This window comes from Corynebacterium minutissimum, from assembly GCF_016889765.1.
Classification (GTDB): domain Bacteria; phylum Actinomycetota; class Actinomycetes; order Mycobacteriales; family Mycobacteriaceae; genus Corynebacterium; species Corynebacterium minutissimum_B.
Window position 1 is genome coordinate 2,068,961 of record NZ_CP069533.1, and the last position, 26,681, is coordinate 2,095,641.

Annotated in this window: 17 protein-coding genes, 3 rRNA genes and 2 pseudogenes; 13 read left to right on the forward strand and 9 right to left on the reverse strand. The window is 57.2% G+C overall.

All coding sequences use genetic code 11. From position 1 onward, the window contains the following. Positions 1-46: 46 nt before the first annotated feature. A pseudogene (locus I6J26_RS09680) lies at positions 47-859 on the reverse strand (IS110 family transposase); the annotation flags it as partial. 437 nt (positions 860-1,296) lie between these two features. Here I6J26_RS09680 and I6J26_RS09685 point away from each other — a divergent pair. From I6J26_RS09685 to rrf, 10 genes are all read left to right on the forward strand, one after another. Beyond that, positions 1,297-2,781, forward strand: coding sequence for an IS30 family transposase (locus tag I6J26_RS09685; protein WP_115021417.1), 1,485 nt, complete (start codon positions 1,297-1,299; stop codon positions 2,779-2,781). 233 nt (positions 2,782-3,014) lie between these two features. After that, the gene (locus tag I6J26_RS09690) at positions 3,015-4,685 is read left to right on the forward strand and encodes an AbgT family transporter (RefSeq protein ID WP_115021418.1); all 1,671 of its coding nucleotides are present in this window, start codon (positions 3,015-3,017) and stop codon (positions 4,683-4,685) included. A gap of 4 nt (positions 4,686-4,689) precedes the next feature. Further along, positions 4,690-6,054: a M20 family metallopeptidase gene (locus I6J26_RS09695; RefSeq protein WP_115021419.1), complete on the forward strand. Its 1,365-nt coding sequence runs from the start codon at positions 4,690-4,692 to the stop codon at positions 6,052-6,054. A 101-nt stretch (positions 6,055-6,155) separates the two neighbouring features. Further along, positions 6,156-7,187 (forward strand): siderophore ABC transporter substrate-binding protein, encoded by a 1,032-nt coding sequence (locus I6J26_RS09700; protein ID WP_115021420.1) that lies wholly within the window; start codon positions 6,156-6,158, stop codon positions 7,185-7,187. A gap of 25 nt (positions 7,188-7,212) precedes the next feature. Beyond that, positions 7,213-8,214 (forward strand): ABC transporter permease, encoded by a 1,002-nt coding sequence (locus tag I6J26_RS09705; RefSeq protein WP_115024241.1) that lies wholly within the window; start codon positions 7,213-7,215, stop codon positions 8,212-8,214. Between the two features lie 2 nt (positions 8,215-8,216). Next, positions 8,217-9,269, forward strand: a complete 1,053-nt coding sequence (locus I6J26_RS09710; RefSeq protein ID WP_239121761.1) for an iron chelate uptake ABC transporter family permease subunit — start codon at positions 8,217-8,219, stop codon at positions 9,267-9,269. Further along, positions 9,266-10,021, forward strand: coding sequence for an ABC transporter ATP-binding protein (locus I6J26_RS09715; RefSeq protein WP_115021421.1), 756 nt, complete (start codon positions 9,266-9,268; stop codon positions 10,019-10,021). Before I6J26_RS09710 ends, I6J26_RS09715 begins: the two co-directional genes overlap by 4 nt. A gap of 579 nt (positions 10,022-10,600) precedes the next feature. Next, a 16S ribosomal RNA gene (locus tag I6J26_RS09720) occupies positions 10,601-12,118 on the forward strand. Between the two features lie 476 nt (positions 12,119-12,594). Then, a 23S ribosomal RNA gene (locus I6J26_RS09725) occupies positions 12,595-15,665 on the forward strand. Between the two features lie 117 nt (positions 15,666-15,782). Then, a 5S ribosomal RNA gene (gene rrf, locus I6J26_RS09730) occupies positions 15,783-15,900 on the forward strand. The 16S, 23S and 5S rRNA genes sit together here, the layout of an rRNA operon. Positions 15,901-16,038: 138 nt before the next feature. Here the strand turns inward: rrf and I6J26_RS09735 are convergent. The 7 genes and pseudogenes from I6J26_RS09735 to I6J26_RS09765 form a co-directional block, all read right to left on the reverse strand. Further along, positions 16,039-16,465, reverse strand: a pseudogene (locus tag I6J26_RS09735) (IS1249 family transposase); the annotation flags it as partial. Positions 16,466-16,550: 85 nt separating this feature from the next. Further along, entirely contained in the window at positions 16,551-16,733 is a 183-nt protein-coding gene (locus tag I6J26_RS09740; protein WP_115021422.1) for an antitoxin, read from the reverse strand. Positions 16,734-17,379: 646 nt separating this feature from the next. After that, positions 17,380-18,024: a DUF6973 domain-containing protein gene (locus I6J26_RS12935; RefSeq protein WP_239121762.1), complete on the reverse strand. Its 645-nt coding sequence runs from the start codon at positions 18,022-18,024 to the stop codon at positions 17,380-17,382. Positions 18,025-18,350: 326 nt separating this feature from the next. Continuing rightward, positions 18,351-19,490 (reverse strand): aminotransferase class I/II-fold pyridoxal phosphate-dependent enzyme, encoded by a 1,140-nt coding sequence (locus I6J26_RS09750; protein ID WP_115021423.1) that lies wholly within the window; start codon positions 19,488-19,490, stop codon positions 18,351-18,353. Continuing rightward, the gene (locus tag I6J26_RS09755; RefSeq protein ID WP_115021424.1) at positions 19,491-20,129 is read right to left on the reverse strand and encodes a DUF3239 domain-containing protein; all 639 of its coding nucleotides are present in this window, start codon (positions 20,127-20,129) and stop codon (positions 19,491-19,493) included. 4 nt (positions 20,130-20,133) lie between these two features. After that, complete coding sequence (locus I6J26_RS09760; protein ID WP_115021425.1) at positions 20,134-21,771, reverse strand: DNA repair helicase XPB; 1,638 nt, start codon at positions 21,769-21,771, stop codon at positions 20,134-20,136. Between the two features lie 31 nt (positions 21,772-21,802). Then, positions 21,803-23,905 (reverse strand): helicase-associated domain-containing protein, encoded by a 2,103-nt coding sequence (locus I6J26_RS09765; protein WP_115021426.1) that lies wholly within the window; start codon positions 23,903-23,905, stop codon positions 21,803-21,805. 173 nt (positions 23,906-24,078) lie between these two features. Between I6J26_RS09765 and I6J26_RS09770 the strand changes: the two genes are divergently transcribed. The 3 genes from I6J26_RS09770 (at position 24,079) to I6J26_RS09780 (ending at position 25,924) form a co-directional block, all read left to right on the forward strand. Beyond that, positions 24,079-24,405 carry an ArsR/SmtB family transcription factor gene (locus tag I6J26_RS09770; protein ID WP_115021427.1) on the forward strand — a complete coding sequence of 109 codons (327 nt, stop codon included), beginning with the start codon at positions 24,079-24,081 and terminating at the stop codon, positions 24,403-24,405. 20 nt (positions 24,406-24,425) lie between these two features. Continuing rightward, positions 24,426-25,538, forward strand: a complete 1,113-nt coding sequence (locus I6J26_RS09775) for an MFS transporter (protein ID WP_239121763.1) — start codon at positions 24,426-24,428, stop codon at positions 25,536-25,538. A 200-nt stretch (positions 25,539-25,738) separates the two neighbouring features. Continuing rightward, on the forward strand, positions 25,739-25,924 hold the full coding sequence (locus I6J26_RS09780; RefSeq protein ID WP_042529958.1) for a hypothetical protein: 186 nt from the start codon (positions 25,739-25,741) through the stop codon (positions 25,922-25,924). 142 nt (positions 25,925-26,066) lie between these two features. Here the strand turns inward: I6J26_RS09780 and I6J26_RS09785 are convergent, their stop codons facing one another. Continuing rightward, positions 26,067-26,672, reverse strand: coding sequence for a TetR/AcrR family transcriptional regulator (locus I6J26_RS09785; RefSeq protein WP_115021429.1), 606 nt, complete (start codon positions 26,670-26,672; stop codon positions 26,067-26,069). Positions 26,673-26,681 lie beyond the last annotated feature (9 nt).

Consider the following 26,681-nt stretch of genomic DNA (forward strand, 5'->3'; position numbering starts at 1 on the left):
AGATCCGTACAAATAGGGTGTCCACTAAACGAGGGTAACCTCAGATTTGAGTGTGGGGGATGTCGTTGATGAGCTCGATGACTTCCTGCTCGATTTGTTTGCGGTGCTCGAGCTTTAAAAGCGCGTCCTTCGCCGACATTGCTACGCCCATTTCGGCATATTGTGCACCAGCAATGGCGACTGTTTGCTCAGAGATGGCAGCGAATATGGCATCGATGACGGGCTCGGGATTGCGTGCCTTATAGCGTCGAGCGAAGGCAGCTGCTTTGGCTTTTCCGAGGCGCTTTATCTTGGTCGGCCCGCCGTAGCGTGCAAGTAGGTGCAGAACCCATTTGCGGTGGATCACCTGGCCGCGAAGGGCTTGCTCGAATTGCGGGTAGCAGCCAACTAGTGCACTTCGAATCTGATTGATGAGCCTGGTGTAGGAGCGCGCTAAGTCTTCGTCGATGCCGTTGAGGACTTTCAACTGGAGAAAGGCTTCTTCGACGCGGTCGACACTGCGGAGGGATTCCGGAAGGTTCTTTGCAGCGTGGGCGATGATATATGCATCCCGGATATCAGTTTTGGCATTACCAGCGTGGATACGTGAGAGTTGACGCATAGCCAAACCTGGAAGGTAGCGCACATCGATTCCGATATCTTGGGCAACCGCGACAGTTAGTCGCCCAATGTTATTGGGCTGGTCCACGACGACAAGGACCTTGTGGTCGTTTGCGCTAAACGTTGAAAAGAGTGTGCGCAGGGATTTTTCGTTTTGGTTGATACGCTTTGATAGCACTTGGGCGCCGTCGATATCTAAGACGCAAGCGTGGTGAAAGTATTTGCCAACGTCCATGCCGATGACATAGTCGTAGGTCATGCCAGACCTCCTAGCGAATTGAACGAGTATGAGACTTATTTCATCGCTGGTGGTCGGACATACTTCACGCTGGCATCCACATTACTTGAGACCTCACACATCCTGTGTGGGTCAGGTTCCTATTAGCAGTCTGGAGTATGTCACTGCCTTCGGCGGCATCACCCCCCGGATCATTTTCAGACAGGGACGAAAACAAGCCATACCGAAGCCAGCGACTAGTTCCGCTGCCACAAGGCAGAAGGAACGCAGATAAACATAGCCTGCCCCAGCATGGGGCTAGGAGTACGAATCCTGGGCTCCTTCAAGCGGAACTGCTAACAACGTAATGGGCGTCGTGGCTTTCGGGCAGATTCTGTGACGCTCACGGTAGATAAGGGGCTAAAACCGGCGGCGGGCTCAGGTGGTGAATGCATCTATACAGCTAGGAGGTTGTGTAGATGTCAGGTGATGAGAAGCTACGTGAGCGGTTTGTGGAGGCGTATCTGCATGATGCGCGTCCGGTGCCAGTGCTCCTGAAGGAGTTGGGCGTCTCGAAGGTTCAGGCGAGGGCATGGCGCCAAAGCGAGGGGCTTAACCGTGCTCGGCGTCAGCGGAGTTTGGTTGACAAGCAGTATCAACAAGTTGTCGCTCTGGTTGAGAGTGGCCGATCTGTGCTCAGCGCAATTGAAGAGGTCGGGTTTCCTCAAAGTCTGGCTTATCGCTACCTTGCTCAGGACGGGTTGGAGCTCGTCCGAGGCAATCGCGGTGGAACGGCACAACATGACCGGGATCGCATTGCCCAAGCTCTAAAGCTGGTTGATGCTGGCAAAAGCTATAAGCAGGCAGGCCAGGTGGTTGATCGCAGCGCTGACACGGTCAAAGCGTGGCACCATGATCACATGTCTGGGCGTTTGATACTCAATGATCATCCCACTGAATCTGAATCGAAGGTAGGACGCGGAAAGCGTCTTATCCGACATGACCGAATAGAGATAGCCTACCTGCTGAAACAGGGCCATACTCACCGTGAGATTGCAGCCCAGCTGGGACGTAATCAGTCGACGATTAGCAGGGAAATCGCCCGTGGGATGACTGAGCATGGCTACGATGCCCTCGTGGCACAAAAGCGGGCTGTAGACCGTTTAGCCAGGCCTAAACCCCGCAAACTCGATACCAACCCGCAGTTGCGTGCCTTGGTCATCGAGGGGTTGAACACGAAGTGGTCGCCTGAGCAGATTTCGAACTATCTTGCCCGCTGCTTCGGTAAAGGTGGGGATATGTCAATTAGCCATGAAACCATCTACCAAGCTCTCTACATCCAAGCCAAAGGCGCTTTGCGCCAGGAATTGAAGGTAGAAAAAGCCCTGCGTTCTGGGCGTACAGGCCGAAAACCACAATCACGCCTGCCAGCCCGCGGTAATCGAAGCTGGATTGGTGAAGACTATCGCATCAGCAAGCGCCCTGCCAGCGTTGAAGACCGCGCTGTTCCAGGACACTGGGAAGGCGATCTCATCATCGGCCAAGGAGGAACCACTGCACTCGTAACCTGTGTAGAACGCAGTACTCGCTACACCATGATCCGCAAACTTGATGTGCATGATTCCGCCACGACTGTCGATAAGTTAATCGAGATGTTTACCGGCAAAATACGCAACATCACCAAAACGCTGACCTGGGACCAAGGCGTTGAATTAGCCCAAGTCGACAAGCTGAGCATCGCACGTGGACTAGCAGTTTACTTCTGCGATCCGCACTCGCCTTGGCAGCGCCCTACCAACGAAAACACCAACGGGCTAGTCAGAGACTTCCTACCTAAAGGAAGCGACTCTAGTACTCTGACCGACAAGGATGTCCAACACATTCAAGACCTTCTCAACGGGCGCCCTAGAAAAGTCCTCGACTGGTATAAACCCGAAGAGAAGATACAAGAACTATTCAAGTGATGCATCCACCACTTGAAACCGCCGGCGATTTTCTTGCCGCTATCTACCGTGACCGTAGCGGGGGGAGAGAAGGCTTGTAATGGGGTAGGGGCCGGAAAAGCGGACTAAGGCAAGTCGGAGAAAAATGTGACGTGGGCCCGAAATATTTGTTACTTGAGTTACATTTCCGTGGTAGCCTTTTCCCAACAGTGTGACGTGGAGCACTGGGACTGACCCCTACGACAGGAGTACCCATGAACAGCCCGACCAACGCAGCGCCACAAGGCGGCGCTGGTACCGCGGAGAAGCCCAAGGCGAATTCCGTCAAGGCAGAGCAGAACAAGAGCCCACAGCCTAGCGGGGGAATGCTGGACAAGTTCCTCAACGGTGTGGAATACATCGGCAACAAACTGCCGGAGCCCTTCACCATCTTCTTAATCCTCTTCCTGATTACGGGCGTGCTGTCTACCATCATGGCGAAAATGGGCGTGGAGATTAAGATTCCAGGCTCAGATGAAATCAAACCGGTCAAGGGCCTTTTCACCGGTGAGGGGCTGACGTGGTTCACCACGACGATGGGGGAGAACTACATCAACTTCCCGCCGCTGGTCACGGTGCTGCCCATCATGCTCGCAGTGGGCGTGGCGGAGCGCTCCGGCATGCTCTCTGCGTTGATTCGCAAGCTCTTCGGTTCCGCGAAGCCGTGGCTGCTTCCGTACGCCGTCGGCGTTATCGGCGTGACCGCCTCCGTCATGGCGGATGCAGCCTTCGTTATCGTCCCACCGCTGGCTGCCATGGTCTTTAAGGCTGCTGGCCGCCACCCCGTTGCCGGCCTTATTGGTGGTTTCGCCGCTGTGGGCGCAGGTTATTCGACGGCACTGGTGCCCACCTCGCTGGATGCCCTGTTCGCTGGAATTACGACAGCGGTCATGGACACGTTGCCGAACACGGAGTTCGCTCCCGTCAACGCGATGTCGAACTACTACTTCAACGTGGCCTCTTCCATCGTGCTCGGTGTGCTTGCCGGATTCATCATCGACAAGGTGATCGAGCCGCGTATGTGGCAGCAGGAGGTTCCTACCGAGGAGGACATCGACCCAGAGGACGCCGCTGAGCGTGGTGATCGTGACGAGAACGGTGAAGAGCTGACCGCCGAGCTGCGCCCAGAGGAGAACAAGGGTCTTATCTGGTCCGGTGTAGCCACAGTTATTCTCACCGCCGTCATCCTCTTCGCGGTCCTTCTGCCAGAATCCCCCTGGCGTAACGAGGAGGGCAGCTTCTTGCCCAAATCGCCGCTGCTGAACTCCATCGTTTTCATTGTCTTTGCCTACTTCTTGGTGCTCGGTGTGGTCTACGGCCGGGTTGTCGGCACAGTCAAGGGGATCAATGACGTCGTCAATATGATGATCGGCGCACTCAAGGACATGATGAGCTTCCTTATTCTGGCGTTCATCTTGGGCCAGTTTGTGGCGCTGTTTGCTTGGACCGGCATCGGTACCTTCACCGCGGTCAAAGGTGCGGCCTTCCTTGAATCCATCGGCCTTACCGGCTTCCCGGCCATCTTCGCCTTCATCGCGCTGGCCTCCTGCCTTAACCTGCTGATCATTTCCGGTTCCTCCATGTGGACGCTCATGGCGGCAGTCTTCGTGCCGATGTTCGCGCTGCTCGGTTACGAGCCGGCTTTCATCCAAGGCGCGTTCCGTGTTGGTGACTCCGCGACCCAGATCATCACCCCGCTCAATCCGTACATGATTGTCATGCTGGGATTCCTCCAGCGCTATGAACGCGAGGCAGGCCTAGGAACGCTGATGTCGCGCCTCGTGCCGTTCGTTGTTCCATTCTTCACCGCGTGGGCTATCTTGCTGGCTATCTGGTTCTATGTCGATCTTCCACTGGGCCCAGGCAACGCGGTCATGATTGGGTAGACGTATGACTCAACCCAACACTCCCTCGACGGCATATTTGGAGGCGATGGAGGGGGACGTCGCCAAGCGCGTGGCGGCCGCCACCCCGCCCAGACATACAGAGGAGGATTACCCCGGCCAGGAGAAGGCGTGGGACGCCTCTGCGGCACTGGCGGAGGGGCTGCGGGAAACCGCCGCGCACATCGTGGCGGACCTGCATGCCCACCCGGAGACCGCCTTCGAAGAGCATCGTTCCATGGCGGTGCTGGCGGACATCGTCGAAGAACATGGTTTCTCTACGCGCCGCGGGGTCTATGGAGTAGATACCGCCTTTGAGGCCACGTGGCAAAGCGAGGACTTCGACCCGAAGCGTCACCCCACCGTGGCCATCTTGGCGGAGTATGACGCACTGCCGCAGATTGGTCACGCTTGCGGTCACAACATCATCGCCGCGGCGGGTGTGACGGGATTCCTCGCGGCGACCGCTGCGCTTGTCGACGTCCCCCTGCCAGGCCGCATCCTCCTGCAGGGAACACCAGCGGAGGAGGGGCATTCCGGCAAGGAATACATGATTCGCGGCGGCAGCTTGGACGGCGTGGATGCTGCAGTCATGATTCACGGATTTGGCTATGACATCGGGGCGCATGCGTGGGTTGGCCGGCGTATCCTGCGCGTGACCTACCGCGGTGTGGCAGCCCATGCAAGCTCGCAGCCCTTTATGGGGCGCAATGCCCTCGACGCGGCGAGCTTGGCCTATCAAGGCATTGGGCTTATGCGCCAACAGATGCCGCCGTCAGACCGCGTTCACGCCACCATGGCTGGTGGTGACAGGCCGTCCATCATTCCGAAGAGCGCGAATATGCACATTTACGTGCGCTCTTTAGGTACGCGCACGCTGATGGACCTCTCCGGACGCGTCGAAGAGATTGTGCGGGGTGCGGCGCTGATGGCTGGCGTTGAGGTAGACCTCGAGTGGGACGAACACCCGATGACACTGCCGGTGCGCAATAATGCTGCGCTCGTCGAGCGGTGGGCGGCTACGCAAGCGCGCCGGGGACGCACGGCGTTGCCAGCGGGCACTGTGCCGGACACGGTGGCGGCGTCGACAGATTTTGGCAATGTATCGAATCTGGTGCCGGGCCTGCACCCTATGGTGAAAGTCTCACCGTCGGATGTAGCGCTGCATACCGAAGACTTCGCGCGGTGGGCCGCCACGCCCCAGGCGGTCGACGCCGCAGTGGATTCTGCGGCTGGTTTGGCGCAGGTAGCGATGGATTTCTTAGCGGACCCGGAGTTTCGGCGTGCAGCCCGCGAGGACTTCGATAAGCAGGGCCCAGTCGCGGTGGATACCCTTCTGGCGGGAGGTGCAGGTACCCCCGCGGGGAATTAGGAAACAATAGTGTGCTTGAAAGGTAATCCTTACATAGGTTAGGTTAGGCGGCGACGTTATCTACCGACTGTGGTTAGCCACACCTAATACGCAAGGGCACTATGTTCACGATTTCCCGCCGCGCCTTCGGCACGACTACCACCAAGATTGCTGCGACTGTTTCTATTGCAGCACTGGCGTTGACCGGATGCTCCTCCAATTCTGCCGAGGAGACCACTGAGGCAGCGGGTTCCGCGGCAGCAGACGCCTCCACCATCACTCTGGAGGATAACTTCGGGGAAAAGACCGTAACCACCCCGGTGGAGAACCCAGCGGTGACGGATAACCGTGCCTTTGCAGTGTTGGCCCAGTGGGATATTGACCTCGCTGCAGCACCGCTTCCGCTGGTGCCGAAGTCCCTGCGTGATACCTACAACAAGGACACCGTCGAGGTGGATCTCGGCTCGCACAAAGAGCCGGACCTCGAGGGCTTGGTGGCAGCTGAGCCGGACGTGGTGTGGAACGGACAGCGCTTCGAGCAGCACCAGGAAGACATGGAGAAGCTGCTCGAGGACGTTTCTGTTCTCGACTTCGAGCCGCGCGACGGCGAGGACTTCTTCGAGGAACTCAAGCGCCACACCGAAGCACTGGGCCAGGTCTTCGGGCATGAAGAGGATGCCGAGAAGCTCATCGCAGACTTCGATGATGCTGCTCAGCGCGCCAAGGAGGCCTATGACCCGGAGCAGAAGGTCATGGCCGTCAACACTTCTGGTGGCGAGATTGGCTACATCGCGCCGCAGGTTGGCCGCACCTTTGGGCCGGTTTTCGACCTGCTTGGTCTGACCCCGGCACTGGAGGTGGACAACGCTTCTGATGATCACGAGGGCGACGACATCTCCGTCGAGGCTATCGCGCAGTCGAATCCGGATTGGCTGTTGGTTATGGACCGCGACTCCGCTATTTCCAAGGAGGGCCAGGACGTCACTCCGGGCGAGAAGCTAGTCAAGGACAACGCTGCGCTCAAGAACGTCACCGCGGTCAAGGACGGAAATGTCTACGTTGCACCGCGGGACACCTACATTGATGAATCCATCATTACCTACACCGAGATTCTTAACGCGCTTGCCGACGCCTTCGAAAAAGCCAACGCCTAAAACCTAAAGGAATTGTGTGAAGACCATGACGGTGAGGATGGGCACGAGTGATGATCGCGGGCGCACGCCCACGCGCAGCTCTCGTGGACCCGTTGTGACGTGGACGTTGGGCCTCGGTGTGCTCGGCGTGTTCGCCCTGCTCATCCTGTCCCTCATGGTGGGGGAGTACAGCATCGTCGACAATGAGGATGGCTGGACCATGTTCTTCACCACGCGCGTGCCGCGCACGATTGCCCTTGTCCTGGCCGGTGCGGCCATGGCGATGAGCGGTTTGGTGATGCAGCTGCTCACGCAGAACCGCTTCGTGGAACCCACAACCACGGGTACTACCGAGTGGGCCGGCTTGGGCCTGCTCTTTTCCCTCATTCTTTTCCCGCATGCATCGGTACTGGTGAAGATGATCATCTCCGTGGCCTTCGCGTTTGCGGGGACCATGGTTTTCTTCGCTTTCCTTCGCCGAGTAGCACTGCGCTCCTCGCTCATCGTGCCCATCATCGGAATCATGCTCGGTGCCGTTGTGTCCGCAGTGTCCTCCTACGTGGCGTTGCGCACGGACACGTTGCAGCAGCTCGGCATCTGGTTCATGGGTTCCTTTACCTCCGTCTATGAGGGACAGTACGAGGTCTTGTGGGTCGTGCTACTCGTCCTCGTCGCGGTATACAGCTACGCAGACAAGCTCACCGTCGCTGGTCTTGGCGAGGATATCGCCACCAACATTGGCTTGAACTACCAGCGAATGATTCTGCTGGGAACTGGCCTTATTGCAGTGGCGACTGGCGTGGTCACCGTCGTGGTGGGCGCGCTGCCCTTCCTGGGACTGATCGTTCCGAACATGGTGAGCATGCTGCGCGGCGATGACCTGCGCTCTAACCTGCCGTGGGTATGCCTGTTGGGAATTGCCACCGTGACGGTTTGTGACATCCTCGGCCGCGTTATCATTGCTCCGTTTGAGATGCCCGTCTCCGTCATTCTTGGCGTCGTCGGCGCAATCGTCTTCGTCGTTCTGATCGTGAGGTCAACCAAGTGAGTGTGCGCATCTCTGTTCCAGCAACGACTGCCCAGCCGCAGGTTGATCACTCCCGCCGCAGCGTGGGCAGCTTCCAGTCCGCTGCCGCTGCGCGCAAGTACTGGATCATCCTCGGCGCGCTCATCGCCGCCGGCCTCATCTTTGCTTTCGGTCTTTTGGCCTACGACAACCCCATGGACTTCGGTACTCGGAAGTGGTGGCTCATTGCGCGCCGCCGCGCTGATGCAGTGACCGCCATGGCGATTGTTGCGGTGTGCCAGGCAGTAGCCACCGTGGCCTTCCATACGGTGACCAATAACCGCATCTTGACGCCCTCCATCATGGGCTTTGAGTCCCTTTATGTGGCGATTAATACTGCCACCATCTTCTTCCTGGGCGCTGCTGGGTTGACGCAATCCCGCAACGTGGGCATGTTCCTTGTTCAACTCGTGCTCATGGTAGGGCTGTCGCTGATTCTGTACTCGTGGCTGCTCACCAGCCGCCGCAACAATATGCATGCGATGTTGCTGGTGGGCATCATCATAGGCGGTGGTTTGGGCTCGTTGTCTACCTTTATGCAGCGCATGCTCACGCCGAGTGAGTTCGACGTGCTCACCGCGCGTCTCTTTGGCTCAGTCAATAACGCCGAAACTGAGTACTATCCCATTGCTATTCCGCTCGTTATTGCGGTCACGGCGTTGATGTTCTTTAACTCGCGCCGCCTCAACGTGCTGGCCCTAGGCCGTGATGCCGCTACCAACCTTGGTGTTAATCACAAGGTTAATGCTATCTACACGTTGATTTTGGTCTCCATTCTTATGGCGACGAGCACCGCGCTCGTTGGGCCCATGACCTTCCTCGGCTTCCTCGTGGCCACCTTGGCCTACCAGGCAGCGGAGACCTACGACCACCGCTATCTCTTCCCGATGTCCATGGCCACCGCCTTTGCTGTGCTCACCTGTGCCTACTTCCTCATGCAGCACGTCTTCTATGCCCAGGGCGTGGTGTCCATCATCATTGAGCTGGTGGGTGGCAGCGTCTTCCTCTTTGTCGTTCTGCGAAAGGGCAAGCTGTGATCAAGCTTTCCAAGGTCTCGAAAGCCTATTCCGGCGAGACCACCATCGGCCCCGTCGATCTGGAGATCCCCACCGGAGGTATCACCGCTCTTATCGGGCCGAACGGTGCGGGCAAGTCCACGATGCTCACCATGATTGGCAGGCTTCTCGACGCCGATGAGGGCACCATTGAGGTCGCCGGTTACGACGTCTCCTCCACAAAGTCTGAGGATTTGGCCAAGATCTTGTCCATCCTGCGCCAAGAGAATCACTTCATTACCAAGCTCACCGTGCGCCAGCTCGTCAGCTTCGGACGCTTTCCCTATTCAAAAGGCCGCCTGACCGCCGAGGACGAAGACATAGTCTCGCGCTACATTGACTTCTTCCATTTGCGCGAACTGGAAAACCGCTACCTCGATGAGCTGTCCGGTGGGCAGCGTCAGCGCGCATACGTGGCAATGGTGCTGTGTCAGGAGACGGACTACGTGCTTCTCGACGAGCCACTCAACAACCTCGACATCTCCCATTCCGTCGAGATGATGAAACATCTACGCAGGGCCGCCAAGGAATTTGGCCGCACCATCATCATTGTTTTGCACGACATCAACTTCGCTGCACGCTACGCCGACTACATTTGCGCCGCTAGGGACGGCAACATCGTGGCCTTCGGCGGGCCAGATGAGATTATGCGGGATGACATCCTCACCCCGATCTTCGAAACGCCTATCACAGTGATCGATGGTCCGGATGGGCTTTTAGCCTGTTACCACTAGAAAGTCCGAAAACTCATCGCCTGGAGTGCTGTGAAAGATATGCACTAGCCAGGCGATTTGTTGTTTGTTGGGGGTGTGCGTATATTAATTCGAGTCGCCGCGAGGTAGCCGTTTGGTTAACTGGTGGTAGATGTTGGAACAATGTTTGTTCGGCGGGTTTGACTTTGGTTGGGCTTGTTGGGTAATGTTGTTCGGGCCGCTTGCGAGAGGTTAACGTTTGGTTAATTTTCTTGTGGTGTGCGGATGATGTGTGAGAACTCAATAGTGTGCCAATGTACTTTTTTGTGTTGGTTGATTTTATTCATTTTGGCTGCGATACGCCGTATGCGTATCGCGGTTGGTGTATGCCGGATGGCGCTTTTTCAAGCGGCGTCATTGTAAATAACAGTAAGTTGTTTGGGCGTATTGATTGAAATCTTCTAACGGCCAGCTCCCTTTTTTGTGCCCCGTCGGGTTGGGGGGTTGGTTTGATTTTTTCTTTATGTAATTTTTGGATGTGCCAGTTCAGGCGATGCTGCTTTGGTGGTGTTGTTTGTGTTGGTTTGTCTGTTTGTTAGGTTTGGGCTTTTCACGGCCTTTTTTGTGGAGAGTTTGATCCTGGCTCAGGACGAACGCTGGCGGCGTGCTTAACACATGCAAGTCGAACGGAAAGGCCAGTGCTTGCACTGGTACTCGAGTGGCGAACGGGTGAGTAACACGTGGGTGATCTGCCTTGCACTCTGGGATAAGCTTGGGAAACTGGGTCTAATACCGGATAGGAACCGTCTTTAGTGTGGTGGTTGGAAAGTTTTTTCGGTGCAAGATGAGCTCGCGGCCTATCAGCTTGTTGGTGGGGTAATGGCCTACCAAGGCGTCGACGGGTAGCCGGCCTGAGAGGGTGTACGGCCACATTGGGACTGAGATACGGCCCAGACTCCTACGGGAGGCAGCAGTGGGGAATATTGCACAATGGGCGGAAGCCTGATGCAGCGACGCCGCGTGGGGGATGACGGCCTTCGGGTTGTAAACTCCTTTCGACAGGGACGAAGCTTTTTGTGACGGTACCTGTATAAGAAGCACCGGCTAACTACGTGCCAGCAGCCGCGGTAATACGTAGGGTGCGAGCGTTGTCCGGAATTACTGGGCGTAAAGAGCTCGTAGGTGGTTTGTCGCGTCGTCTGTGAAATTCCGGGGCTTAACTCCGGGCGTGCAGGCGATACGGGCATAACTTGAGTGCTGTAGGGGAGACTGGAATTCCTGGTGTAGCGGTGAAATGCGCAGATATCAGGAGGAACACCGATGGCGAAGGCAGGTCTCTGGGCAGTTACTGACGCTGAGGAGCGAAAGCATGGGTAGCGAACAGGATTAGATACCCTGGTAGTCCATGCCGTAAACGGTGGGCGCTAGGTGTAGGGGGCTTCCACGTCTTCTGTGCCGTAGCTAACGCATTAAGCGCCCCGCCTGGGGAGTACGGCCGCAAGGCTAAAACTCAAAGGAATTGACGGGGGCCCGCACAAGCGGCGGAGCATGTGGATTAATTCGATGCAACGCGAAGAACCTTACCTGGGCTTGACATACACCAGATCGCTGCAGAGATGTAGTTTCCCTTGTGGTTGGTGTACAGGTGGTGCATGGTTGTCGTCAGCTCGTGTCGTGAGATGTTGGGTTAAGTCCCGCAACGAGCGCAACCCTTGTCTTATGTTGCCAGCATTTGGTTGGGGACTCATGAGAGACTGCCGGGGTTAACTCGGAGGAAGGTGGGGATGACGTCAAATCATCATGCCCCTTATGTCCAGGGCTTCACACATGCTACAATGGTCGGTACAACGCGCAGCGACACTGTGAGGTGGAGCGAATCGCTGAAAGCCGGTCTTAGTTCGGATTGGGGTCTGCAACTCGACCCCATGAAGTCGGAGTCGCTAGTAATCGTAGATCAGCAATGCTGCGGTGAATACGTTCCCGGGCCTTGTACACACCGCCCGTCACGTCATGAAAGTTGGTAACACCCGAAGCCAGTGGCTCAAACTTGTTAGGGAGCTGTCTAAGGTGGGATCGGCGATTGGGACGAAGTCGTAACAAGGTACCCGTACCGGAAGGTGCGGGTGGATCACCTCCTTTCTAAGGAGCATTAATTAAGACACCAGTTGGTGTTGTAAGCACGTGAGTATTTCTCATGTGTGTGGTGGTTGAGTAAACAAAAGTTTTGCTGCCACCATGAATGAATCGGGTGGAGATACACCTTAACCAGAATGATTGTTAACCAGATGGTTGATGGGTTAACCAACACGGAAATCTTATTGAGGTACTTGGTGCATTGTTGGGTGTCTGGGGCATTATCCCCTGGTTATCAACCCACACGTGGCTTGGCAGTTGTGATGCGATATGCATGGTTGTTGGCTTGGTGTGGGGTGTTGTGTGAGAACTGTATAGTGGACGCGAGCATTAAACCGCATGCTGTGATCACCATCTTGTCGACTGGCCTTTTGGTTGGTTGATGGTGGTGGGTGTGTGGTTTGTGTGATTTCTGTTCTTTTGTGTTTTGTGTAGTTCACGCCGGCATGCAGGCAGCGTTTGTTGTGTTGTGTGTTGGTTGTGTGTTCGTTATTTAGGGCGCATGGTGGATGCCTTGGCATGCTGAGCCGATGAAGGACGTGTAAGGCTGCGTTAAGCCTCGGGGAGTTGTCAATAAAGCGTTGATCCGAGGATGTCCGAATGGGGAAACCTGGCACCTGTTATGGGGTGTTACCCTTCAGTGAATTCATAGCTGTTGTGGGGGTTTACGCGGGGAAGTGAAACATCTCAGTACCCGTAGGAGGAGAAAATAAAATATGATTCTGCTAGTAGTGGCGAACGAACGTGGATGAGGCTAAACCGTGTGCATGTGATACTTGGTAGGGGTTGTGTGTGCGGTGTTGTGGGCCCCAATGTGAATCAGCTACCACTGGTTTGCTTGTGTGTTGTTGTTAGGTGAAGTGGTGTGGAAACGCCGACCGTAGAGGGTGATAGTCCCGTAGTTGAAGGCTTCAATGCACAGGTTGTTGGGTTGCCCGAGTAGCAGCGGGCTCGTGGAATCTGCTGTGAATCTGCCGGGACCACCCGGTAAGCCTAAATACTTAGTGTGACCGATAGTGTATTTAGTACCGTGAGGGAATGGTGAAAAGTACCCCGGGAGGGGAGTGAAATAGTTCCTGAAACCATGTGCTTACAATCCGTCAGAGCACTTTTTATAGTGTGATGGCGTGCCTTTTGAAGAATGAGCCTGCGAGTCAGCGGCATGTCGCGAGGTTAACCCGTGTGGGGTAGCCGTAGGGAAACCGAATCCTAATGGGGTGTTTAGTGGCATGTCCTGGACCCGAAGCGGGGTGATCTACCCATGGCCAGTGTGAAGCAATTGTAAGAGGTTGTGGAGGCGCGAACCCACGTAGGTTGAAAACTGCGGGGATGAGCTGTGGGTAGGGGTGAAAGGCCAATCAAACTCCGTGATAGCTGGTTCTCCCCGAAATGCATTTAGGTGCAGCGTCGCATGAGCTTGGTGGAGGTAGAGCTACTGGTTGGTTGAGCGGGACTACAATCTTAGCAATGTCAGCCAAACTCCGAATGCCATCAATTGTGTTGTGCGGCAGTGAGACTGTGGGGGATAAGCTTCATAGTCGAGAGGGAAACAGCCCAGATCGCCGGTTAAGGCCCCTAAGGGTGTGCTAAGTGGAAAAGGATGTGGGATCGCGAAGACAGCCAGGAGGTTGGCTTAGAAGCAGCCATCCTTGAAAGAGTGCGTAATAGCTCACTGGTCGAGTGGTCCTGCGCCGACAATGTAGTGGGGCTCAAGCACACCGCCGAAGCCGCGGCAATACTTTGTATTGGGTAGGGGAGCGTCGTGCATGTGTGGAAGCGTTACCGTAAGGAGGCGTGGAGTGTGTGCGAGTGAGAATGCAGGCATGAGTAACGAATTGGAAGGTGAGAATCCTTCCCGCCGGATGACTAAGGGTTCCTGGGTCAAGTTCGTCTTCCCAGGGTGAGTCGGGACCTAAGGCGAGGCCGACAGGCGTAGTCGATGGACAACCAGTTGATATTCTGGTACCCGTATGTCCGCGCCCATGATAAAGCACTGATACTAACCACCGCGGATACGATTAGCCCACTCTTTGAGTGGGGTGGTTGTTGATGTCGTGGGGCCTGAAGTGTGGTTCAAGCAATGGGGTGACACAGTGTAGTAGCCATGCCGCTTAGTGGATTGTTGGTGTAAGCGTGTGAGGTGGTGTGTAGGCAAATCCGCACACCGTTTAACCTGAGGCGTGATGCGTAGCCCGATTGGGTGAAGTTGGTGATCTAGTACTGTCGAGAAAAGCCTCTAGCGATGTGGATGTATGGCCCGTACCCTAAACCGACACAGGTGGTCAGGTTGAAAATACTAAGGCGTTCGGGTGAACTGTGGTTAAGGAACTCGGCAAAATGCCCCCGTAACTTCGGAAGAAGGGGGACCACACGACTTAAACCAACCTTTGCGTTGGTGGTGGGTTGTGGGGTCGCAGAGAATAGAGGGAAGCGACTGTTTATCAAAAACACAGGTCCATGCGAAGACGTGAAGTTGATGTATATGGACTGACGCCTGCCCGGTGCTGGAAGGTTAAGAGGACCGGTTAGTCAACGTTTGTTGGCGAAGCTGAGAATTTAAGCCCCAGTAAACGGCGGTGGTAACTATAACCATCCTAAGGTAGCGAAATTCCTTGTCGGGTAAGTTCCGACCTGCACGAATGGCGTAACGACTTCTCTGCTGTCTCAACCACAGGCCCGGTGAAATTGCACTACGAGTAAAGATGCTCGTTACGCGCGGCAGGACGAAAAGACCCCGGGACCTTCACTATAGCTTGGTATTGGTGTTCGGTTCGGTTTGTGTAGGATAGGTGGGAGACTATGAAGTGCGTGCGCCAGCACGCGTGGAGTCGTTGTTGAAATACCACTCTGATCGGATTGGATATCTAACCTTGGCCCATGATCTGGGTTGGGGACAGTGCCTGGTGGGTAGTTTAACTGGGGCGGTTGCCTCCCAAAATGTAACGGAGGCGCCCAAAGGTTCCCTCAGCCTGGTTGGCAATCAGGTATCGAGTGTAAGTGCACAAGGGAGCTTGACTGTGAGACAGACATGTCGAACAGGGACGAAAGTCGGGACTAGTGATCCGGCACCTACTTGTGGATGTGGTGTCGCTCAACGGATAAAAGGTACCCCGGGGATAACAGGCTGATCTTCCCCAAGAGTCCATATCGACGGGATGGTTTGGCACCTCGATGTCGGCTCGTCGCATCCTGGGGCTGGAGTAGGTCCCAAGGGTTGGGCTGTTCGCCCATTAAAGCGGCACGCGAGCTGGGTTCAGAACGTCGTGAGACAGTTCGGTCTCTATCCGCCGCGCGCGTTGAAACTTGAAGAAGGCTGTCCCTAGTACGAGAGGACCGGGACGGACGTACCTCTAGTGTGCCAGTTGTTCCGCCAGGAGCATCGCTGGTTGGCTACGTACGGAAGGGATAACCGCTGAAAGCATCTAAGCGGGAAGCCTGTTTTAAGATGAGGTTTCATTTGAGGTCCCCTACAGACGATGGGGTTGATAGGCCAGACCTGGACGCACCGCAAGGTGTGAAGGCTACTGGTACTAATAGACCAAAACAAACACACCAAACCCAACCAGGGTATTGGAGAACAAACAAACACCAAAACAAAAATCACTGTCGCTCGCGTCCACTACACAGTATCTGACACAACACCAGCAACCAGAGTATGCTCTAAGTGTTTGTCGGTGGCCTATAGCAGCAGGGAAACGCCCGGACCCATTCCGAACCCGGAAGCTAAGCCTGCTAACGCTGATGGTACTGCAACCGGGAGGTTGTGGGAGAGTAAGAAACCGCCGACACCAAACAACAACAAACAACTCAATACACAACAAGGGGTCCTAGACAACACCATGTCTAGGACCCCTTTCTTTTTTGTTTTCACCAGCATCATCGGGTTAAGGGTCAAAATGTGTGTTTGGTTCGGCGTGTCGCTGGGGCTAGATTTGGCCTTTTCGGACGCCGATTGAATGGGTGTAGTTGGTGTCGATAGCGTTGTCGTAGAGGGCTGGTCGTCCTGTTTCGTGGTCGGCTTGGTTCTCGTTGTGGGTCAGGGTTTGTACTTTGGCGAGTTGGTCCTGGCCCCATTTGGACTGTCTGGCGATTTCTACGGGGTCGTCGGGCAGTTCTGTTTTTTAGATACAGCCACCACTCCAGCATTCGTCGTTGGTGTTCTCCGCGTCTTGCGCGGTGTGTGCGTGCTAGTAGTTTCAGCTGGGAGTTGATTCCGCCTTCAAGGCTGTTGGTGGTGGCCTTGATCCGGTGTGCGTCAAGGACTCCATCGGGTGGGTTGAGGTAGACAAACAGCAGGTTGCTGCGCCAAAGGTGGTTGAGACTGTTGTAGGCCTTGCGCACGCTGGCATGAGTTCAGGTGTGAGTCCAGCGACCGGTGACTTCGAAGCACTCCAATCAGCTACAATGACCCGAGCAGCATAGCTAACCCCCGACGTGTCTACTTTCCGGGGGCCAGGCCCTTCACGATGCTCCGTTGCTGGCCACCGTCAAGACGATCCCACTGCTCGTTCAAAGCCGCGACGATGATCGCCTGGGCGTGCTCGCCACTACTTAAGGTTGCATCGTCAGGATCATAAACAGGCACACCGTGAGTAGCGAGTAGATCATTGATTGGTTTCATGGGTACCAGTCTTTCCTTAGTGGTGGACGCGCATGCGCAATCACTAGAAAATATTTTCTATAAGTGCTTTATTAAACAGGATGCTGCATCGGTCGTCGCATGCACGCTGACCCCAATCTGAGTGTTCCCGATACTGCCCAGGAGCAGCGAGCCCATATAACTACTTGTTCAAGCCGGTTAGAATCCAAGCACTACCCGGATTATCCAGAGAAAAACTGAGAGCAACTGTCGTTGACTCCATGATTAAAGAAGACGGACTTGATGGAGAACACAGATCGAGAGCCTGTCGAGAGAACCTCACCCATTGTTCGCTGTCGCCCTTTCCTCTAAGAAAGAGGAAGTTTTCGTGATCGGAGAAGCCGTGTTCTGGAACAGGGGGATCATCAGCCATAAGTGTTTCTTTGACTGTTTGATACGGAGTGTATGGGCACACGAGCGAAAACTCAGTCCACTCTGGTCCGTAGAGTTCCTCCAGTGTGATGGACTCAGTAACGGGGAATGCATGTCCCGATCGTCCTAGGGACGCGAGATGAGAAGCCAATGGGTCATCAAAACTACAAGAGGAGAGTGATAGGGAGACAATACTAGTGAACCCTATCCGTGCCATCATGCGTCTCATTAACATAACCGCCTTCTCGTGCCTACCCTAGGAAAGTGTAGATAGCAGTCCAATGTTAGCCCAGAGGGCGCACTGGTTCAGAGCAGAAGCTTCGTCGCCACTACTTGCGAAAGCAAATCCAAGAAATCGACCTTGGGCATTGTTATACAGGTCCATGCTGGTCTCATCCGCTGGCCCCTGAGCGACAGTTTCGTGGTTAGTAGCAATGCGTTCAGCTGCATCTGCACCGATTCTCATCGTCATCAGGGCATTCCACGAGCAGTGCCGAAAAGCATCGCCCTTTCCATTGCAGAGTGATGTGGCGCCAGGAAACCGGTTCTGCGCTTCCATACTCGCGGTTGTGGCTGCCTGATTGGCGATGCCGCATGATACTACATTGACCAGCGCGATGCAGGACAGCATTTCAAGGCCCTGGATATATATCCGGTAGGGGTCCGACTGGGCGGTCGCAAAAGGCGCTACCTGAGGATTGATGTCAGTGACCCTGGCACGTTCAACTGCAGCAATGATTGCGCGTTGTTCATTAGCTGACAGGGATGCGAAGTAACCGTACGGGTCGGCGGACTCGTTCATCACCTTGATCTCGTCTTGAACATTCATGATGTCCTCATCTGTGACATCACTGGTGTCTACGCGAATTTCAGCGTCTAAGTCAATTGTTGATGCGGGCAAGGGGGTAAGATTCCCCAGGTTTTGGGCAGCAGCACTTGGTGAAATGATTGAACCAAATGCGAGCTAGCGCAACACCCACCCAAAAGCCCCGGCACACCACCACCAGCAGGTCTGCACTTCCACGTCTGGCCAGATAGAAGCACAGCGAAAGCCCGCAAAGGGGACCAGGCTGGATACCAAGTGCCCACTAAACAAAGGCCAGGCCCGTTCCGTTGACGGGAGTTATCGCTGCCGGACTGAATCGGTCCTACGCGGGCAGAGTCCTGGGATACTTCGTCACAGTCATTGGACGCTTCTCTGAAGGAATGACAAAACAGCCGCAGTGCTTAGGCACTGGGCGTATCGTTCGTGAGACGCCGGACTGCTTCGCGGATGACCTCGGGGCGCTTGCAAAAGGCGAAGCGCACTTTGTTCTTCCACGGCTCAGGATTGTCGGTGAAGGCGGCGAGCGGGATGGCGGCGACGCCCTTGGTTTCTGGTAGCTGCATGCAAAAGTCCACGCCGGTCATGCCGGTGGAGGAAATATCGGCAACCACGTAGTAGGTGCCGCCGGTGTCATGTACGTGGAAACCAAGCTGCTTGAGGCCTTCCACGAGGATGCTGTGGCACTCTGCAAGCTCATCCACCATGCCGTCCAGCCACTCTTGTTCATAACGTAGAGCATGGGCCACAGCCGGCTGAAAGGGCGTGGTGGAGACGAAGGTGGTGAACTGCTTGGCTTTGATGACGCCGTCGAGAAGCGCGGGCTCCGCAATGGCCCAGCCGGTCTTCCATCCAGTGCAGTTGAAGGATTTGGCCGCAGAAGACACCGTAACGGTGCGAGAGGCCATCCCCGGCAGGGAGGCAATGCTAACGTGCTCGGCGTTGCCGAAGGTGAGGTTTTCGTAGACTTCATCGGCCAAGACGATGAGGTCCTTCTCCACGCAGAGCTCGGCGAGCTCGGTGAGTGCTTCGCGGGAAAAGACCGATCCGGTCGGGTTGTGCGGGGTATTGATGATGACCATGGCAGTTTTATCAGTCACCGCGGCGCGTACCGCAGCAACGTCGATGTCCCAGCTGTTGCCGGATTCTTTCAAGGGGACGGGGATGCGGGTGGCGTCGGCAAGCGCAACGGCGGCGATGTAGGCATCGTAGTAAGGCTCGAGGACGATGACCTCTTGGCCCGGTTCCACCAAGCCGAGCACCGTGGCGGTGATGGCTTCGGTAGCTCCTGCGGTGATCACGACGTGGTCCTGAGGTACGGAGTAGGTCTCCGCGATGGCAGAGACAAGCTCCGGTACTCCGCGCAGGGGAGCGTACTGATTATTGCCGCGGGCGATGTTCTCCTGGGCAATCTCCAGCATGCGCTGCGGGCCATCACTATCGGGGAAACCCTGGCCCAAATTCACCGCGTCATTCTCCACGGCAAGTGCGGTCATGGTGGCGAAGATAGTCTCGCCGAATTCTTGCAGCCTGTGAACTGTCATTTAGAGCACCAGAAGATCGTACTTTGTAGCTTTCACATCGGTTAGACGCTTACGGGCGCGCTCGAGGCGCTGCCACTGATCCTCCGGAATGGATTTGCGGGCAATCGTCACGGTCTCCGCGTCCGGGGTGCCCCACGCAATGGGCATCGGAGTAATCTGCTGCCAGTGTTCCTTGTCGCTGGAGCTACGCTGACCAGAGACGGCCGCAACCGGCACCTTCGTGCCAACCGTGCGCTTGATGCCGGGAATGTTGCTGACGGTGCGCAGACAGGCGCCCCAGCGCGGTGGGAGCTTGGGGTCCACGTTGGTGTTTACCAAGGCGAGAAGCACCATATCGCGCTCATTGACCTCCGCTACCACCGCGGGGGCGAGAGGGTAGGAGTCGTAGAGCTTTTGCGCCGAGCCCACCTGGTGGGAGGCCAGCACACCAATAACGGCGCAGAAAATACCAAAGAGCACCATGCCCAGGCCCACAGTGATGCGCCAGGTGGCGTCGATACCGAAGTAGAGCGCAATGCCGCCGACGATGAGCAGCAGCCCCATGATGAGACCGGAATTGCGCAGGCGTGAGGAATCACGCAGGAGCTCGTTGTTTTGCTTGGCAAAGTCCTCGTGGACATCAAACTTGAAGATCTTCATTAGGTCACAAGTCTACTGCGTCCACCAGCCGATAGGCATAGCCTTGCTCCGCCAAAAAGCGCTGGCGGTGCATGGCGTACTCCGCATCGAGTGATTCACGGGCCACGAGTGTGTAAAACGTCGCTTCCTGGCCGTCTTTTTTAGGGCGCAACAGGCGGCCGAGGCGTTGGGCCTCCTCCTGGCGGGAGCCAAAGGTACCGGAGACCTGGATGGCGAGGGCGGCTTCGGGCAGATCGATGGAAAAGTTCGCCACTTTGGAGACGACGAGCGTGGTGAGTTCGCCTTCGCGGAACTGTTGGAAGAGTTTTTCACGTTTGGCGGTCGAGGTCTTGCCATCGATGACGGGTGCGTCCAGGTGCTGGCCTAGTTCCTCGAGCTGGTCCACGTAGGCGCCGATGATGAGTGCCTGTTGGCCTTCATGTTTCTTGAGCAGTGTGTCCACGGTGTGGAGCTTCGCGCTTGCCGACGCCGCAATTCTGTACCTATCCCGCGACTCTGCTGTGGCATAGAGCATGCGCTCTTCCTGCGTCATGTCCACGCGCACCTCAACGCAGTCTGCGGTGGCGATAAAGCCGGCGGATTCCAATTCCTTCCACGGCGCGTCATAGCGTTTGGGTCCGATGAGGGAAAAGACATCACCTTCGCGGCCGTCCTCGCGCACGAGGGTAGCGGTCAAACCTAGGCGGCGGCGTGACTGGAGGTCGGACGTCATGCGGAAGACCGGGGCCGGGAGCAGGTGGACTTCGTCGTAGATAATGAGGCCCCAGTCATGGGAATCGAAGAGCTCGAGTGCTCGGTATTCGCCTTTGGTCTTGCGGGTAACCACCTGGTAGGTGGCGATGGTAATAGGTTTGATTTCTTTCTTCTCGCCGGAATACTCACCGATCTCATTCGGGGTGAGACTGGTACGGCTCAGTAGCTCATCGCGCCACTGGCGCCCAGCCACGGTGTTGGTGACGAGGATGAGGGTGGTGGCTTGGGCCTTGGCCATGGCGGCTGCGCCCACGATGGTTTTGCCCGCACCGCACGGCAGAACCACGATGCCGGAGCCGCCGGCCCAGAAGGACTCGGCCGCGTACTGCTGATAATCGCGGAGTTGCCACTGAACCTTGTCGGTGCTGAGGCTCATGGGATGGGATTCGCCATCGACGTAGCCTGCGCGGTCATCCGCCGGCCACTTGGCTTTGAGAAGCTCTTGTTTTAACCGCCCGCGCGCAGAGGGCGGCACGGCGATGGAGTTGTCATCGATGCGTTGGCCCAGAAGTTCGCCCACCTTCTTGTGGCGCGTGAGCTCTTCCAGAATGGCGGGCTCGTCTGATTCGAGGATGAGGCCGTGGGCCGGGTGGGCAAGCAGCCGGACGCGGCCGTAGCGCGACATGGTCTCGGCGACGTCGATAAGCAGCGCCTGCGGTACGGGGAATCGCGAGTAACTCTCCAGGACATCGACTACCTGCTCCGCATCGTGGCCGGCCGCGCGCGCATTCCACAAGGCCAGCGGGGTAATCCGGTAGGTATGGATGTGCTCTGGTGCGCGCTCGAGTTCGGCAAACGGGGCGAGCGCCGCGCGGGCCTGGTTGGCCTGTGGGTGATCGACTTCCAGCAGGACTGTCTTATCCGACTGAACAATGAGCGGTCCGGACATGGTGTGGGAACGAGTCCTTTCTGGTCTGTTGCTATTCGTCGCTGGCGAAGCGGACGGTGGAAATGCGGTGCACTGGGAATCGCACGGGCTTGCCCTCGGCCCCGAGGGCATCGATGTAACCGCCTTCGACGGACAGAGGCTTCACCGTGACGGTACGGATGCTGCCGCTCTTATCGGCATAGGAAATCACGATATCAGCGTGGAAGCGCGCGGCCGCACGGGCCAGTGTGAGGGGATCCGGTTCTTCCTTGTTCTTTGAGGCAGGGCTCTGCGCGGACTTTTTCAACGCCTGCACGGCCTGGTCCACCGAGAACGGTTCATGTGCGCGTGCCTTCTTGCGCGGCGTGGGCAGAAGGTAGGGCTCCGGGGCAGCAGTAAGCGAGGCGCCGGATTCATCCTCTGGGGAGGGAGAAAGGCCCTTGTTGCGGAGCTTCTCCAGCAGCTCACCGACGCGCAGCTGCGAGACCGCCACGGTGGGCGCGAGCAGGCGCAGCCCCGGAACTGAGGCAACGGCGAGCTCGAGCAGCGCAGGGTCCTCACTGCGCAAGTAGGACAGTGCAGGTCCGCTGCGGAGTGTGCCGTGGCGCTTGGCGACGTCCCCGATGGCGAACTGAAGCGCCTGTGGCACGCCCGTAGGCGAATGTTTCTTAAGGAAGTCCGTTATTTCTTCTGCGGTAAGTCCATGGTCCATGCCGCGGCGAATGGTGGATTCGCTGATGCGGTACACGCTGGCCAGACCTGGTGATTCGAGGTCCGCCAACGAGGCCAACGTGCGGTGCGTGGCGGGTTCTAGCGGCCCCGGCACGAGGACGGTGAGGTCTTGCTGGATGATGAACTCGGAGACGGTATCGGGGACGAGGTGGGTGGCGGTGGAGGCGTCGAGAAGCACCTGCGTAGCCTTGCCCAGAGCGACCGCACCAATCCATTCGGCCTCGGCGCGCAGCTTCTCAATGGTGCGGTTGCGGGTATGGCTGGCAAAAAGCGGGGAGCGGAAACGCAGGTCTTCCCAGAATTCCTCCTCGGTGAGTGCGACGGCAGAGTGCGCATAGACGTCGAGGATGAACTTTCGGAAATGGCGGAGGCGGCGCACCTGGGTATCCTCCTCCAGCGCGCGGGTGCCTTCCCAGCTCGCCCAAGGTGAATCGCGCCAGGCCTCCAGCAGAATGCGCCACTTCTCCCCAAGGTCAGCCTCGAGCCACTCCTGGGAGCCGGTGGTGGGGGCCAGAAAATGACCCTCGAGGCCGTCTGGCTCGCCGCGGTAGAGCAGCCGCGTGTGATAGCCCAAGCCGATAAGCTGCGCGACGTCCTCTTTATCTAGGTCCAGCTCCTTCGCCAGCTGGGTAAGCGAGCGCACGCCTACGGAGGAGTCCTTGAGGAGGGACACCGGATGTGCTCCGAGAATCTCGATGAGCTGCTCCATACTGCGCACGACCTCCAGGCCCGCGGCTGCCCCGGCCTCATCTGCCTTGGGATTCGACTCCGGAGTGCCCGCGCGGCCGGAGGGCGTGGTGGGAATGGGCGGGGTGGCGTCTCCTGCCAGTGCACGGGCAAGCGCGCGCGGAAGGCGCATTGAGTGCGCATTGATGCGCTCAAGAAAGCCCTTGGCTAAAAGCCGCTTGGCGGGGTCATCAGAGTTGATATCCGGCTCAGTGTCAGTGGTGTATCCCACGCCATCGCCTGAGGCTAAGGCATCGAGGACGCGGCGCTCGTCCTTGCTGAGTGCTTCAATGTCCTCTGCCTCGAAGCTTTCTTGGTTGAGCAGCGACCAGCCGGTGGGAAGTGAGCCCATCACTGCGGTGACGATGCGTACCTGCGGGGCATTGCCGAAGACCAGCCCGAGCTCTTTGAGCTGCTGCGTGACAATCGGATTGGTGTCCTCCACCATGCCCACCTCGCCGCCGCGTTGTGCAATGTCCTCCAAGGCCGCGAGCTGTTCTGCGTTGCTCGCGGACAGCGCATCCACCACGTACATGGGCAGCGTTAGACGGGTGGCCAATGTATCGAAATTCTCCGGCGTCGGTGCCACCACATCGCTGCGGCGCGCCAACAGCGCCCGCAGGTCCTCCTCGGGCAGCTGGCTGAGCCATTCACGGTAGCTCTCGGTGATGCGGGCACGGTTCTTAGGCGAGGTCATGATGGACCCCAAGCTTAGTGCTTCGATGAACGGCAAGACGGGACCGGTCTGAGGCTCCGGAGAGCACTGCACCGATGTGGACGTTGATTGAGGCGCTAGCAGGCCATTGTGATTGTGCAGTAATTCTTGTACGGTTATTGTGCAAGAATTGCTGCACAATCTCTGGAGGCTTGATGTCACCTCGCGTTTACCGCCATCCGAGTACCGACGAAATCACTTTGGTTGGGGTGTTTGCCGCCTTGAGTGACCCGACGCGGCTGGAAATGATCCGACGGCTGGCAGACGGAGAGGAACATGACAGTCTGGAGCTGGCGGACGATCTGCCCCGGTCGACGCTGACGTATCACACACGCATGTTGCGGGAGGCAGGGGTGACGTGGACTCGGAGTGCGGGTCGCGCGTGTTTGATCCGGTTGCGGCGAGAAGACCTGGACCAGCTATTTCCGGGAGTGCTTGCAACGGCGATCGCCAACGCAGATTGCGGGGTGGATAATCCATGATGCATCGGCTATGGCCATTTGTGCTAGGTAGCGTAGCGCTCGGCCTGGATGCATACGTTGTAGCGGGTCTCCTGCCTTTCATTGCAGAATCTCTTGATGCTAAGGAAGCCACGGTCGGACTGGGTGTTGCGGCTTTCACGGGCTCCTACGCGATCGTGGGGCCCTTACTGGCAGGACGAGCTGGGCAGAAGTCACGGAGCAGCCTTCTCGCTTCCTTGCTGGTATTTACTGTGGCGAACTTGGCTACGGCGCTTTCGCCGACAGTGGGGTTCTTTCTGGTCGCTCGTGTGGTGGCTGGCGCAGCAGCAGGTGTTTACTCGCCGCTGTCGTCTGCAGTCGCCGCCGAACTAGTGGGGCAGAAACGTCGAGGGCGCGCTGTGGCGCTGGTGCTTGCCGGATTGGCGGTCGGTACCGTGTTCGGAGTCCCTGTCGGTTTGGCGCTGGCGCAGCGATGCGGCTGGCGCGCCGCGATGTTGTTGATCGTGGTCATCGGTGGTGCAGCGCTGGCAGGCATCGCGCTGCGTGGCGGGGAATTGCCAGCAATTCCAGCCTCAGCCCCCGCTGAACGGCTGCGGTCCATAACGCGTCCAAAAAAACTACTTACAGTCACCGTGACTCTACTGACAGGCGTCGCTTCTCTGGGTCTCTACACCTACCTGGCTGTCGTACTTTCCGCGGGAAGTCTCGCATCGCACCAGAACATGGCGATTTGGGTGTGGGGGCTCGGCGGGGCGGTTGGGGCATTAGGAATCGGGAGACTCGTGGACAGGTATGACCCCCTTCGCTTGAGTGCTGTCATCCTCGCTGCCCTTGCATGTGCGCTGGCCGGTATGACCCAAAGTGAGATTCCAGGAATACTGGTGGTTAGTTTGTTCACTTGGGGGTTGTGTGGTTGGGCGTCTCTCGCGCCTCAGCAGCATGTGCTGCTTCAGGCGAATCCTACCGATGGTGCTACGGCTGTGGCTGCGAATGCTTCGGCCAACTACCTGGGCTCGGCGCTGGGGGCGACCATCGGTTCACTGTTAGTCGCTGCGCATGCGGCGCCGACTGTTCTGTGTGGTTCCGCCTCGGCCGTAGCTGTACTTGCATTGCTCTGCCAGCTTGTTCGACAGCGCATGGGTTTCAAGGCGTAGATATATGCATCTCAACGCCGTGGGGCGGAGGCTGATTCGAGCGATCAAGCAGTTCAACGCTTACGGTGTCACGGTCGGGGCTTGGTTTCGGGGGCCGATGAAGGCGTTGCAACGAGAGTCATTTCTTTATGGGGGAGGGGTGGGGCACTCGTTGTCCCGTTGAGTTACATTTTGCCGCGGGGTTTGGAATAATGAGAGGCATGTCGAACGAGAACAAGGGCCACATTTCCCCGGCTTGGCCTAAGAACAGCCCCCGCGAGCACGCCATTACTGAGATCTCCGCACCGTTTGCTGGCGCATCCAGCCCGTTTGGTGACGATCTGATTCTGCCGATGCCGGCAGAGAAGCTGAACTACGTTCATCCGTACACCCGCATTAACCGCTAAGCGGGCGCGCGGGTGCTACGCACCCCGGCATATGATGTGGCCGCGCTTTACGCGGCCTAGTAAGCCCCTCCGAGAATGTTCTCCTCGGTGGGGCTATACGTGTTTGTACTGAAAGTGTGCGGCGAAAGCGATTGTGCCGCACCTAAACAGCACGGGCTTGGGCCTTAAAACCGTCGAGCAACGTATCGATAAGGCTGACCTGGAGCTTCGAAAAGTACCCTGCGTCTATCGGCGCGCCGGGCAGTGGGCGGGTGATGAGGCCGATGCCGATGTGGAGTTCGAGTGGGGTGAGCGACTCGGGGCAGAGTTGTGCGCGTTGAGCGGGCTCGAGAATGGACTGGTAAATCGACTCAAGTTCTGTGGTGCGATGGGTGACGATCTTCTGCACGTCTTCGTCTGAGAACGTGGCCGCATTCACCTCGGCTGCCGCTGCCTGAACAACCGCGGCGAAGTTAAGGTTGGCGATGCGATGAATGGTGTCGCGCCACGTGCCCTCTGGGTTTTCGTCAAAGCTCTGTAGGTGGCTGTCAATTTCTTCCTTGATTCGTGCTACTTCGGCGCTACTGACAGCGTCAATGAGGGAAATCCGTTCGGGGAAGTGGCGTGAGACTGTGGCGACGCCCACGCCGGCCTTCTTGGCGATTGCGTGCATGGACATGCCTGGTCCTTCGCTAATGAGCAGTTGCCGCATTGCGGCAACAATGGCTTGCTTGTTTTCTGTTGCATCTTGTCTCACAAATTGCATCATAGCAAATGG

Coding starts and splice junctions, on each gene's coding strand:
- I6J26_RS09685 (WP_115021417.1), top strand. CDS start 1,297: ATGTCAGGTGATGAGAAGCTACGTGAGCGGTTTGTGGAGGCGTATCTG.
- I6J26_RS09690 (WP_115021418.1), top strand. CDS start 3,015: ATGAACAGCCCGACCAACGCAGCGCCACAAGGCGGCGCTGGTACCGCG.
- I6J26_RS09695 (WP_115021419.1), top strand. CDS start 4,690: ATGACTCAACCCAACACTCCCTCGACGGCATATTTGGAGGCGATGGAG.
- I6J26_RS09700 (WP_115021420.1), top strand. CDS start 6,156: ATGTTCACGATTTCCCGCCGCGCCTTCGGCACGACTACCACCAAGATT.
- I6J26_RS09705 (WP_115024241.1), top strand. CDS start 7,213: ATGACGGTGAGGATGGGCACGAGTGATGATCGCGGGCGCACGCCCACG.
- I6J26_RS09740 (WP_115021422.1), bottom strand. CDS start 16,733: ATGAAACCAATCAATGATCTACTCGCTACTCACGGTGTGCCTGTTTAT.
- I6J26_RS09750 (WP_115021423.1), bottom strand. CDS start 19,490: ATGACAGTTCACAGGCTGCAAGAATTCGGCGAGACTATCTTCGCCACC.
- I6J26_RS09755 (WP_115021424.1), bottom strand. CDS start 20,129: ATGAAGATCTTCAAGTTTGATGTCCACGAGGACTTTGCCAAGCAAAAC.
- I6J26_RS09760 (WP_115021425.1), bottom strand. CDS start 21,771: ATGTCCGGACCGCTCATTGTTCAGTCGGATAAGACAGTCCTGCTGGAA.
- I6J26_RS09765 (WP_115021426.1), bottom strand. CDS start 23,905: ATGACCTCGCCTAAGAACCGTGCCCGCATCACCGAGAGCTACCGTGAA.
- I6J26_RS09770 (WP_115021427.1), top strand. CDS start 24,079: ATGTCACCTCGCGTTTACCGCCATCCGAGTACCGACGAAATCACTTTG.
- I6J26_RS09780 (WP_042529958.1), top strand. CDS start 25,739: ATGTCGAACGAGAACAAGGGCCACATTTCCCCGGCTTGGCCTAAGAAC.
- I6J26_RS09785 (WP_115021429.1), bottom strand. CDS start 26,672: ATGATGCAATTTGTGAGACAAGATGCAACAGAAAACAAGCAAGCCATT.